General features: G+C 46.1%; 9 protein-coding genes and 1 pseudogene. 8 read left to right on the top strand and 2 right to left on the bottom strand.

Features of this window, described 5'->3' with window-relative positions; all coding sequences use genetic code 11:
* Positions 1-368: 368 nt before the first annotated feature.
* From PAE54_RS11840 to PAE54_RS11810, 7 genes are all read left to right on the top strand, one after another.
* Positions 369-1,289: an MlaA family lipoprotein gene (locus PAE54_RS11840; protein ID WP_326519586.1), complete on the top strand. Its 921-nt coding sequence runs from the start codon at positions 369-371 to the stop codon at positions 1,287-1,289.
* Positions 1,290-1,401: 112 nt separating this feature from the next.
* Positions 1,402-2,370, top strand: coding sequence for an RsbU family protein phosphatase GigA (gene gigA, locus PAE54_RS11835; RefSeq protein ID WP_326519585.1), 969 nt, complete (start codon positions 1,402-1,404; stop codon positions 2,368-2,370).
* A gap of 113 nt (positions 2,371-2,483) precedes the next feature.
* Entirely contained in the window at positions 2,484-3,005 is a 522-nt protein-coding gene (gigB, locus tag PAE54_RS11830) for an anti-anti-sigma factor GigB (protein WP_273777394.1), read from the top strand.
* A 21-nt stretch (positions 3,006-3,026) separates the two neighbouring features.
* Complete coding sequence (locus PAE54_RS11825) at positions 3,027-3,851, top strand: carbon-nitrogen hydrolase family protein (protein ID WP_326519584.1); 825 nt, start codon at positions 3,027-3,029, stop codon at positions 3,849-3,851.
* 8 nt (positions 3,852-3,859) lie between these two features.
* Entirely contained in the window at positions 3,860-4,249 is a 390-nt protein-coding gene (locus tag PAE54_RS11820) for a DUF4951 domain-containing protein (protein WP_326519583.1), read from the top strand.
* Positions 4,250-4,579: 330 nt separating this feature from the next.
* Positions 4,580-5,383, top strand: a complete 804-nt coding sequence (locus PAE54_RS11815) for a DUF432 domain-containing protein (RefSeq protein WP_273779493.1) — start codon at positions 4,580-4,582, stop codon at positions 5,381-5,383.
* 9 nt (positions 5,384-5,392) lie between these two features.
* On the top strand, positions 5,393-6,316 hold the full coding sequence (locus PAE54_RS11810; protein ID WP_273777397.1) for a mechanosensitive ion channel family protein: 924 nt from the start codon (positions 5,393-5,395) through the stop codon (positions 6,314-6,316).
* Here PAE54_RS11810 and PAE54_RS11805 read toward each other — a convergent pair.
* Entirely contained in the window at positions 6,306-9,167 is a 2,862-nt protein-coding gene (locus tag PAE54_RS11805) for a DUF2339 domain-containing protein (protein WP_326519582.1), read from the bottom strand. The genes PAE54_RS11810 and PAE54_RS11805 overlap by 11 nt on opposite strands.
* 152 nt (positions 9,168-9,319) lie before the next feature.
* On the opposite strand from PAE54_RS11805, the gene polA reads away from it, so the two are divergent.
* A complete protein-coding gene (gene polA / locus PAE54_RS11800) occupies positions 9,320-12,082 on the top strand; it encodes a DNA polymerase I (protein ID WP_326519581.1) in 2,763 nt (920 codons plus the stop codon).
* Positions 12,083-12,127: 45 nt separating this feature from the next.
* Here the strand turns inward: polA and PAE54_RS11795 are convergent.
* Positions 12,128-12,304: pseudogene (locus PAE54_RS11795) on the bottom strand (IS4 family transposase); the annotation flags it as partial.

Genomic DNA, 12,304 nt, shown 5'->3' with positions numbered 1-12,304 from the left:
AATCCACACAAGTTGTTCTTCATAATCTCTTAATGATCTTCTCGATGCTTCGTCAGCATCAAGCTAGGTCGGCTATATTACTCTGTTTATCCAGAATGTCAACTCTTAAATTTAACTTATTTCCAATCTCTTGATTTTAAACAAGTTTTATTCAACAGTGCCGCCGATGGATTCGCATTATAGACGATAAAATCAGGAGCACAACCCCTTTTTGAAATAAAAGTTCTTTTTGTCTTTTTTTTGCACATTTTCCATTTTTTTCCTACCAATCTTGCTCTATTTTGCTTTTAATAAGCTGAAATGCTGCTCTCACGCGGAACCATTTTGAGTACCATGATTTGAATATGAAAAAAATTTCAGGAATTCCTATGCGTTATTCTTCTTTATTCGGGGTAGGTTTATTGTCTACAGGATTGCTCAGTCCTGCCTTTGCCCAAGAAAGTTCAGATCATGTTCAAGTGCCATCTGCATCCACGGAAATATCTTCCACTACGACAGTCGTTGAAAATAAGCCTTCTCGTTTACAGGCGATTAAAGAATTAAGTACGCTTAAAGCAGCACAACTCAAAGTAGATGCAAAAGCTTCTCAACCCGAGGAAGTCAAGGATCCCTTACAACCTCTTAATCGTCAGGTGTATGAATTCAATGATTTCCTAGACCGCAACTTCTTACGTCCAATGGCTGTGCAATATAAAGAAAAAACACCAGAGCCTCTACGTAATTCTTACCGAGCCTTTCGTGACAACATGAGCGAACCGTGGAATGCAATCAACCAGTTGATCCAGGGTCGCCCGGGTCGTGCAGTCAAAACGCTTGGACGCTTTAGCATTAACACACTCACCAGTTTAGGTTTTGCCGATCCGGCAAGACGCCTAGGCCTGCCTGCAGAAGAGGAAAATTTAGGTACAACGTTGGGTTATTATGGTGTCGCCTCAGGACCTTTTGTCATGCTACCTTTCTTTGGGCCAAGTACGTTCCGCGATGGTCTTGGTCTGGCCATAGACCGCCAAGCAAAACCTCAAAAATATTTGCTTGAAGATGATCCCGAGCTTTATTGGGCAGATAATCTGACCGCTGTTGTGGATTTAAGAGCACGCTTGCTCGATGCAGAAAGCGTGTTGCAAGGTGATAAATACGCCCTCATCCGCGACATTTACCTGCAACGCAAACATTTTGAAATTTCACAGAAGAAAGGCATCTCTCTTGAAGAAATCGCGTTTCAAGACGATGAATCCGAAATAGAAGAAGAACCAGAACAAATGGATGAATCCAGTACACCTGAGGAATAATTTGTAAAAAAATCAACTAAGAGAAAATGGACTTTCTCTAGCAATAGTTTGATTTATAGGGTACATCTACTATTATTGCTTTTTGCTTTTATTCGGGATACACGACCTTTCTATGTATTTCATTCAGCCTAGTCGCACCATTCCTTATTTAGACCAGGTTCTAAATGCATTGCCGAGTCTGCAACTGATTCACATAGAAGACCTTGATCTATATGATCCCACGATCATCGCAATTGGCGATGTACAGGATTTTTTAACCCATCAATGGCGTTTCCCCACTGTCGTCATGGCCTTTGAAAATGAAGGTACAGCCTTAGCACAAGCGTGGGAAGCAGGCGCACTTGCAGGCTGGGTATGGAATCATTTACCCGCAGAACCCGCTCAAGCGCTATTAAAAATTGATGCACAATATAAACGCAATCAAGACAGTCGCGATTTGCCTGCAGCAGCAGAATTACAAAAACGCTTACTCCCAAATCCCATCGATTTACCTAACTATAAAGTCGAAACTCTATTTAAGCCTTCAGCTTACCTTTCGGGTGACTGGTACGATTACTGGAAATTAAATGATCGAGAAGTCATTTTTTACCTGGCTGATGTGTCAGGTCATGGGGTCACCAGCAGTTTATTGACCTCCTGGATGGCTGCTTTTCATGGCCGCTCCAAGACTCCAAGACAGCTGATCCAGAAGCTCAATGGGATGCTGATGCAGGAAAACATTGAAAAGCATATCACCATGATTGCCGGTATCCTGAATTTCGAAACACATACCGTACGTTGGTCCAGTGCCGGACATTACCCTCCTGCAATTATTTTTGAACCCAACCAACCACCACGCATTTTAAAAACCAGTAGCTTCCCACTCGGTTTGACCGAAGATTTGCAGGTTGAAGAATATGAATGCACCTTAAAACCGAATGCCCGGTTTATTATTTGTTCAGATGGAGCCTTAGAACCTTATGATGGTGGGTTGAATGAACAGTTTGAACAACTCCTTTATCATTTGCAGCACCAGTCTTTTCAGGCACCCGAACATGTGGCAGACGATATTGCGATCCTGAGTTTGCGCCGAATGAATTAATCAAAAAATCAATTATTTAATTCTTCTACAGAAAATCTAAGACTCTCGGATACTTGAGTCTAGGTTTCCCGTATGTGATAATTTTCACATCCTTCTCTGAAAATGGCATTTATATGTCAACAGGTCATGTTGAATATGCAAGTTTGAATGGAACGCATATCTTCAAACTTATTGGCGAAGTACGCGCCCAATCTTGTATTAGTCTAGACAAACTACTGGGAAAAATTGAACAGCAAGCCAATGTTATTGGTGCAATTGTTGATTTAACCAAAACCACGTTTATTGACAGTACAGTACTCGGCATACTCGCGAAACTCGGCTTGAAACTGAAACAAGCTCATCACATTCAAGCCGTAATGCTATCGACCAATCCCGATATCACGACGCTAGCCAATAGCATGGGTCTAGGACAGGTTTTTGTCATTCTGGATTACTGTGGTGATCCTAACGTTTGCACACTCAAACTAATGGAAGAACATGTGACCCATCAAAACATGCTCACCACAGTGCTCGATGCGCATCAAACCTTGATGAAGCTGAATGAGAACAACCAGAATATGTTTGAACCGCTAGTGAAACAATTGCAGAAAGAACAGGATACTTTGGAAAAGGTATCTGACAAGCAAAACGCTTAGCTCATTAGATCAGGATCAAGAATGACTTTACTTTCTGTTGCGCAAATGAACTCGCAAAATGATATCGAAGAAAACTTCGTAACCATCGAGAGCCTCATCCAGCAAAGTAAAGCACAAGAGGCTGAACTGATCGTTTTCCCCGAAAATTTTGTCTGCTTCGCTGCCGGAAAACAGCGCGAAACAGCAGCACAATTCGAAGTACTGCAACAACGTCTGGAACAACTTGCCCATCGATACCAAATCTGGATCATTGCCGGTACATTACCTTGTCCATTTCGCCCAGATGGTTCTGTAATTCAGGATGGACGTGTACGGACCGTCAGTTTGTGTATTAGCCCAGAAAAAACAGAAGCACGCTACGACAAGATTCATCTGTTTGATGTACAGGTCGGTGATGCCGTGGGTGGCTATCAGGAATCTCAATTTTTTGAACCCGGTACGGATCTTGTGATCGCCAATACTCCTTTTGGTCAGATCGGCTTGATGGTCTGCTATGACTTACGCTTCCCGGAACTTGCCCTTAGCTTGCGTCAGAAAGGAGCGAATTTGCTTACTGCCCCAGCAGCATTTACCTATACAACCGGTCAAATGCATTGGCAATTATTATTGCAAGCACGTGCTATGGATAGCCAGTGTTTTGTTCTAGGCGCTGCACAACAAGGGTGGCACGGCCCGAAACGCCAAACTTGGGGACATGCTGCAGCGACCAATAGCCAGGGGCAACTACTAGATATGGTCAATCATGACGGTGCCGGACTGATTACCGTTGAATTTGATCTGGCTCAGCAACAGGCTGTACGTCAATCTATGCCTTTAATGCAACATCGCAAAATTATTCAGTACTAAACTTTTTTATGATTCAGTTTCTCCTGCGCTGTGCGATTGTTTTCAGCTTGGCGTCTTCTAGTTATGCCGAAGTCAAAATCGCAGAACCCACTTACCCGATCCATAGCTTAATCAACCCTCGAATCGCAGCGTTACCCGTTCCCCTCACTCCGAAAGGGATGTCCGTTACAGAATTTGGCCTGCAAGTGATTGGTTGGGGAATTGGTGCAGAGGCTGCACGCCATCGCATGGATCATCTCGACAGTGATGATGTAGAAACAATCAAACAGCAAGGCACAAGTTTAGAGATGGTTCGCGCCTGGCAAACCTATTATGAAAATGAAACCATCCGCAATCTCAGCAATCCTGCGGCTAAGTATCGGGCACGTCTACTCAAAAAGATCGCCGAGCTTTGGTAAGCTAACCGCTTCAATCAATCTTCTACTTCAATAGCAGCAAAAATATTGCGAAAGCACAGGATTTACTTCAGTATCAAATCCATCGTGACAGCCGATCTAGCCGTTTGTGAGATTGCTGTGTAGCATCCTTCTGTGCACATGTTTTTTGAGTCCATGACTTCGTGCTCAGAAGCCATACCGAGCGATGCAAAGGATGCGTTTATCCAAATGCTCAGAACTCATGATGCTGAAGCACAACGCGCGGAATAACGCTTCAATGATGGGTAGGTTCAAATCCATCCCATCTGATCCATTGATGAGAGAAATGTACAGTTGTCGACTATAAATGAAATGATTGAGCGAGATAGCCCTGAGTTAAAATGGTGGGGTGATCAGCATTTTGATCTCAACCAATCTCGTGCCTGGCAATTTGGTTCACTATTGTTTCGCCTGACCCGTAGCCTGCAAGAATGGCGTCTGGAGTATCATCGCCCTCAGGTTCAATATGATTATGAGCAGCAATGGCAGGCCATCAATGAAACCGATATGGCATTTCCGGCACCGATCAAAATTGAACGGTATATGTTTGCACAAACTGAACCAAACTTCCAACTAATGCCTCGGTTGGCTGACCGATCAGTAGTCATTAAACCCGTCGATCCGATTTATATCCCGGCAGGACAACGTGGCACACTGTATATCAGCACCCCCTTATGGATCGCCGGTTTTGTTGCGGGACAGCGTGATCCCCTGTTCGATCTACCAGTGATTCTACCGAAAGACACCTGGTTTGGCCCCAACCATCGAACCGGTGAAATGTGTTATGCCACTTCGGTTGATGGTCGTACCGATTTGAAATTGCTCAAACCTCGGGCCTTCCGTGCGATTACCCCGGTTGATTTCCACAACGTCAGCAGCCAGCAATTGCGTTTTGACCGCATGAACGTGCCGGTTCCAGCACTACCGCTGTTTTATAGTCCAGATACTGGACGACTCTGGACCTCGCAAATCAAGGTGTTACATGAAGGCTCTGATCGCCCACCACGGATCCGTATTGAAAACCGTACACCCCCTTTGGCTGGAGAAGTGATGTATGTCCACCCGCCGCGCGACCCAGGTAGTCCATTGTTCAATATGTTTGATTCATTCTTCTAAGAGGCGATCATGGCAGAATCAAATTTAAGTAAAGATCTTATCGACAGCCTGAAGAGTGTTTTTACCGGGATTAATACCGAGCGCTTCAGTGAAATTCTGGTCGCACTGGTCCTGGCTCTAATCGGTTTTTTGTTGGCTCGGGTCGTCTCCAATACCTTTATCCGCACCATGGGGATGCGCTTTAATGCCCACCAGCGTTTGGTTTGGCGCCGCGGGATTTTCTATTTTATTTTCCTGCTATTTGTGATGGCCAGTCTGAAAGAAGCCGGATTTAAACTCAGTGTCTTCCTGGGTGCAGCGGGTATTCTGACCGTGGCTCTGGGTTTCGCCTCACAAACCTCGGCAACCAACCTGATCAGTGGCCTGTTCCTGATCGGTGAAGGCTCCTTTGAAGTCGGCGATACCATCCAGATCACTTTAATCCGCGGCCATACCATTGAAGGTGAGGTCATTTCCATCGATCTGCTGTCGGTCAAGCTCTTAACGCTGGATAACGTCTACGTACGTTTGCCGAATGAACAACTGATTCGTGCCCCAGTCCACAACCTGTCTAAATTCCCTATCCGGCGTATTCCGATTACATTATCGATTGATTTTCATGAGGATATTATCAAAGTCCGTGAAGTCCTGCTGGATGTCGCCAAAAAACATCCTTGGGTCTTGGATGAGCCTAAACCTGCGGTTACCGTGACCGCATTTCGTGAATCCTCGATTGAATTGCTGTTTGCCATCTGGTGCCGTAGAGAAAATTTTCTGAAAGTCCGTGATGAGATGCAGGAGCGTATTCGTAATGGCTTTCTCGACAATCACATTGAGATTCCCGTACCGAAAATGGGTTTTGTTGATCGGCCGCCTTTACCGCCCCGCTTAAGTAATGAAGAACTGGATCTATATGCGAATGCAGCAGAAATCAAGCGCGAACCTAAGCTTTAGGCTCGCGTGAAACAGGCGGTGGAAGTGGTGCCAGATACGCGATGACTAGCATTACGCCCCCCGCACCAATAAAAGAAATCACCCGAGTTAAAGTGGCGCTTTGTGCAAAATCCAGCAAGACCAGCTTGGCCACCACCAATCCCAAAAGCCCAGCGCCGACAAACCAAACTTCGCGAACCATTTTGCGACTGGCGAAGGTCATCAAAAGAAAGGCAAGCAAGATCCACAGCAAGGTAAAACTCAATTGTACCGTACCATTATTCCACGCCGCGGAGCTCCATAAGGGGGTCTGCAGATAATGGTGCAAGCCGCGCAGCAGCACACTGCTCAGTACAAATAGACTGATGATCAGCACACCTAACTTAAATCCCCAGGCCAGATGATCCTGATCAAAATGATGACGGTAAATCATGATGAGCATGCCTAAGGTCATCGAGAAGGTCATCAAATCCGTTAAGTTCAGCAAAGGGAAAACATAACCGGAACTTGCTGCGTGCAGATCCAGATTAGCCACAATTAACCACAATGCGGTCAGTAACCAAACGGCGGGTTGTTGCAAAAGCTGAAATTTCGCCGTTTTGAGTTCCCAGACCCCATACAATAAGGGGATGAGACTCAAGGCAATCACGGGATTTTCTGGTAACACCGCCACCCCAACAAATGCCAGCATCAGCCAGAGCAAACTGGCGGTCCATGTCATCGCCCAAGTGTGTTTCGGCAAGAGCAAACTGCGTATCAGCAACAGACTATTCAAGGCGGTGGCCAAAAGAAAACAGATCTGCGCGAAAGGATACTTCCATCCAAAATTCGTCCATACCTGTTGATAAGCAAGCTCCGAGACAAAAAACAGCAACAGCAAGCTGTATACCCACAACTGGAGAAAAATCCAGCTGATTTTGACCTGTTTTTGCATGACGGCATAAAATAGTGCGAGCAATACCGTTGCAATCATCAGGTAAGGACTAAAACCTTGAGCCTTCCAGCTGAATAACTCTACCCCTGAAATCGCCCCCGCATACAGCCCTAAAGGCAGAAAAATACAACTGAGCGAAGTTGCAGTAAACGAACGCTCGGCATCCTGATCAGCCTGTAACAGATAGAACACCGCAACAAACTGACAAAACGAATAAATCGAAGTACTTAACAGCGGAAATTGGGGCTCATTCCAGACCTGATAAAAGAGCGTGATTGAACTCAACAGCAGTAACAACGCGCCACCGTACAAGCTGAGACGGTCACGTTCAGAACTCCCCCAAACTAGCAATGCCGTACCTTGCACTACCCAACCGATTGAACTCCAGTGTGCACCCTGTGCTAAAGGAAAAATAAGGGCCGTAAACGCAACTGCTAAAATAAAAAAGCTTTTTGACAATAAGGACAATACAAGTTGCTTGTGGCGAATCCAGAGCATTAAAACACTATAAATAAGTGCCAGCCCCGCCGCTCCCGAGGCCATGGCGAACTTTGAGTCATGCATCAAGAAGGCATGCAAGGAAAAACCAACGACCGGAACACTAAAAATCAGGCTCACATCCAATACAGGTTGCCAGCGCGTCAGTTTCTGCTGAAGACCAGACATGAGCTGGCTATAGCGCACACTCAACCAGATAAATAATATGATGTGACACCACAAAATGCCATCTAGCCAGACTTTTTGCGCTTTTTGCAGATAAAGTCCCATCATGATGCCGCCAATCAGCATGCTGGCAAAGAAAGCGATATGGTTCAAAATGCGCCAAGGCTGGATAAAGTTGACGATCGCAACGGCAATATTGACCAACAGATAATAGCTGAGCAAAAACAAGGCATCCGGATGCGTTTGCGGAATCAGTAACGGTGCCAGATAGGCCATCCCCAGCGCCAAAATGGCCAGAGATAAACTCTGCTGCTTTAAACTGAGGAAGGTTGTTAACAGTAACAAGAGCACAAATAAAAAACCAGCCAATATCAAATCAGCCACTACAGCATAGTGATGGGCAAACACCAGAGTTAAAAATTTGATTGCCAGTCCCAGTCCTTGCAAGCTGACTGCGAACAAAGTATTACGCTTAGCCAGATAATAGCCGAGCCCCGTCAGACCGACACCCGCCATTGCCACAATCAACAGTTTAATACCCAAACTCAGCTGCCAATGCTCACTGGCAAAACGTAGTAACAGGATGACCCCGACCAATAACACCAGCACTGCAATCCGTAAAATGGGATTGCCATGTTGAAACCAGTGCAGCATTTTCTGCACCCAACTAGGACATGTCATTCGTGCAGAAGCCTGCATGGGGCTGACATTCGGTTGCACAAGGTCTTCCACTCCAACCTGATCTTGCGCTAAAGGTTGTTGCATCCATTCCGGTGCTTTCGGTCCTGCCACCTGTGTGGCTAAAGCGGGTATACCTTGCTGCCTCGGGAGATCAGTCGCTAGAATATGTCCCTGTTTCTCAACCGGGGTTTGCTGTTCCAGTTGGGTAATTCTCAGATGTAATTGCGACAAGGTCTGTACCAGGCAGATCGCAAATACCAGCAGACCGATACTGCTCAACCAGAAATTCAAGAAAAAATAGCCCAGCATTCCAATCAAAAAACTGCTGTAGAAAATAATGTTTTGACCCGTCAAATCCGTGATCGGATACGGCTGTGTCTGCAGCTGTTCCAGTCGCATCACGCGCTTTTGTAAGGCAGCAATAAACTGAATGATTGCGATCGCCAAAATACTCAGTACCACAGCAGCAATCTGATAAAAATTCGGTTTTATGGTTAAACCAAAACTGATGACCAACAGTAACAGCACAACAAGTAGCAACAATCCAGAGATGGCGATGATGCTCCAAAGTCCCAATTTATCTTTGTTATACATGGGGTGGGTTCGCTTCTATCCATTTGATTCTATCTTAGCGCATTCCATGCCTAGCGCATCATCTCGACACGATGCACTACGCTAAATTCCTGTTCAGCAGGCAAACAAAAAATCACGTAGAATAAGCCCATTCGATAGTCAGGAAAGTTGCAATGCCACCATTTGTTTTGGTCGATGGGTCTTATTTTTTATTTCGTGCATATCACGCCCTGCCCCCACTCACCACTTCAACCGGATTACATACCAATGCCATCCGCGGTGCGATTTCCGCTATTCAAAAATTAATGCGCCGCATGCAGCCAACCCATATGGCAGTGATTTTTGACACGCCAGAACCCACCTTCCGTCACGAGCTGTCTCCGATTTATAAAGGCGACCGGCCAAGTATGCCCGAGGAACTCGCCGAGCAAATTCCTTATTTGCATGCCTTGATTCGTGCGTTAGGCATTCCGCTGTATATGTTACCGGGTGCAGAAGCCGATGATATTATCGGAACGCTCGCCAAACGGGCTGTGCAGGAAGGTCATGATGTGCTGATCTCCACCGGTGATAAAGACATGGCTCAGCTGGTCAATGAACACGTCAAACTGGAAGACAGCTTTAAAGACCGTGTCATGGACATTCAAGGCGTCTATGACAAGTTTGGTGTGTGGCCGAACCAGATTATTGATTACCTGACCCTGATGGGAGATGCCTCTGATGGCATTATGGGTGTACCGGGCATTGGTGCTAAAACTGCAGCCAAATTACTGAATGAATATGGTTCAATCGGCGGTATTTTGGAAAATGTCGACAAGATCAAAGGTAAAGTAGGTCAAAACATCAAAGATAATACCGATGGTATTGCGATTGACCACCAACTGGCCAGTATTGTCTGTGATCTGGATTTGGCGCTGTCGTGGGAAGACCTGAAACTGGGCCATCCGAATGTCGAGCAACTGCGTCATCTGTATACCGAACTGGAATTCCGCAACCAGTTGCAATCTCTCGATCATCCAAATAACCCGAATAACAGCACCTATCAACAAAGTGCTCAAGCGATTGAAAAAGCCCCTGCTCCAGCGCCTATCCAAACTGAAGATCACGCCAGCCTGAGCAGTCAGGATGATCATCTGGGCCATGCCAACTATCATACTGTCCTGACCCAGGAAGCTTGGGAAAGCTTGTGGCAACGCTTATCCAGCAGTTCACGCTTTGTCATTGACACCGAAACGACCAGTCTGGATTATCGTGTCGCTGAGCTGGTCGGCTTTTCACTTGCATTCGATGCCCAGGATGCCTATTACATTCCATTGGCACATGATTATGCCGGTGCGCCAGTGCAGCTCGATCGTGCAACTATTCTGGCTCAAATCAAGCCCGTACTGGAAAATGAGCAGGTCGAAAAGATTGGTCATCATCTCAAATATGACGCCCATATTTTTGCCAACCATGGGATTGAGTTACGCGGCTGGTACTTCGACAGCATGCTGGCATCTTATGTCCTAAACTCAGTCGCCACCCGTCATGGCATGGATGATGTTGCCCGTCTGTACCTCAGCCACCTCACGACGACCTTTGAACAGATCGCCGGCAAAGGTGCCAAACAGAAAACTTTCAACCAGATTGAAATTGAAACTGCAGCGCATTATGCGGCGGAAGATGCACATGTGACCTATCGCCTGTATGAAGTGCTATCGGAAAAATTGCAGACTTTCCCGGAACTGGTAAATATCCTGCACAATATCGAAATGCCGGTCGCACGCATCCTGACAGATATGGAAGAAGCCGGGATTAAACTGGATCTGGCCTTTTTGGATCAGCTCAGTGTGGAATTTTCCAAAAGCATGCAAGGACTGGAAGATCGGGCGATGCAACTGGCTGGAGAGCATTTCAATATTGCCTCGCCAAAACAGGTCGGTGAGATCCTGTTTGACAAACTGGGGCTGAAAGGCGGCAAAAAAACCGCAACCGGACAATACAGTACCAGTGAAAGTGTACTGGAAAAAATCGAGCATCCGATTACGGAAGTCATTTTGGAACACCGCAGTTTGTCCAAGCTGAAAAGTACCTATACGGATGCACTGGTTAAACAATGCCATACTGAAACCTGCCGAGTACACACCAGCTATCATCAGGCGCTGACTGCGACCGGTCGTTTATCGTCTTCTGATCCAAACCTGCAAAATATCCCGATCCGCAATGAAATTGGCCGCCAGATTCGTAAAGCTTTTATTGCACCTGAAGGGCGTGTATTGCTGGCAGCCGACTACTCGCAGATTGAACTGCGCTTGATGGCCCATTTTTCACAGGATGATGCACTGGTGCATGCCTTCCAGCATGGTCAGGATGTACACCGCCGTACTGCTGCAGAAGTGTTGGGGATTCCCCTCGAACAAGTGACAGCCGACCAACGCCGTCAAGCTAAAGCGGTCAATTTCGGTTTGTTATATGGTATGTCAGAGTTTGGTCTGATCCGCCAGCTCGGTTTTACCCGTGAAGAATCGCAGAACTATATCAAACAGTATTTTCAGCGCTACCCGGGCATTTATGAATATATGCAACGTACCCGCCAGGTTGCACTGGAACAGGGTTTTGTTGAAACCATCTTGGGTCGACGTTTATACACCCCAGACATTGCTGCACGCAATATGATGGTGCGTAAAGGTGCGGAACGGGCTGCAATTAACGCGCCGCTGCAAGGCAGTGCCGCAGATATTATTAAATTAGCGATGATCGCCGTTGATAAAATGCTGCCTAAGTCCCAAGCGACGCTTTTGCTGCAAGTCCACGATGAATTGGTGTTTGAAGTGGATGAAGCGATTGCCGATGAATTGGCACCACAACTGGCCGATGTCATGCAATCGGTACTGGAAATTTCCGTGCCGCTGGTGGTCGAAGTCGGTAAAGGCCGAAATTGGGATGAAGCCCATTAAATTCCACCCATAAAAAAGGACCTCAATTGAGGTAATGCCAGTCAGTTAAGAAATTGACTGGCATTTTCTTGGGTATTTCTGTGGTTTTAGCTTCACAACCCTGGGACAATTTCTTTTCCTTCTCTCCGGCAAGATATACATCCTTGCTTGTTCCAACAAGCTTTCTAAATGTTTAGGTAAATTGCCTGCTGACTCTAAAGGGGTATGCCTTAAGATATTGAG

The organism is Acinetobacter minutum, from assembly GCF_035916735.1.
Classification (GTDB): Bacteria; Pseudomonadota; Gammaproteobacteria; order Pseudomonadales; family Moraxellaceae; genus Acinetobacter.
This window is presented reverse-complemented; position numbering and strand designations above follow the sequence as displayed.

Excerpts from the sequence above, each read along its gene's own strand:
- PAE54_RS11840 (WP_326519586.1), top strand. The coding sequence starts at position 369 with ATGCGTTATTCTTCTTTATTCGGGGTAGGTTTATTGTCTACAGGATTG.
- gigA (WP_326519585.1), top strand. The coding sequence starts at position 1,402 with ATGTATTTCATTCAGCCTAGTCGCACCATTCCTTATTTAGACCAGGTT.
- gigB (WP_273777394.1), top strand. The coding sequence starts at position 2,484 with ATGTCAACAGGTCATGTTGAATATGCAAGTTTGAATGGAACGCATATC.
- PAE54_RS11825 (WP_326519584.1), top strand. The coding sequence starts at position 3,027 with ATGACTTTACTTTCTGTTGCGCAAATGAACTCGCAAAATGATATCGAA.
- PAE54_RS11820 (WP_326519583.1), top strand. The coding sequence starts at position 3,860 with ATGATTCAGTTTCTCCTGCGCTGTGCGATTGTTTTCAGCTTGGCGTCT.
- PAE54_RS11815 (WP_273779493.1), top strand. The coding sequence starts at position 4,580 with ATGATTGAGCGAGATAGCCCTGAGTTAAAATGGTGGGGTGATCAGCAT.
- PAE54_RS11810 (WP_273777397.1), top strand. The coding sequence starts at position 5,393 with ATGGCAGAATCAAATTTAAGTAAAGATCTTATCGACAGCCTGAAGAGT.
- PAE54_RS11805 (WP_326519582.1), bottom strand. The coding sequence starts at position 9,167 with ATGTATAACAAAGATAAATTGGGACTTTGGAGCATCATCGCCATCTCT.
- polA (WP_326519581.1), top strand. The coding sequence starts at position 9,320 with ATGCCACCATTTGTTTTGGTCGATGGGTCTTATTTTTTATTTCGTGCA.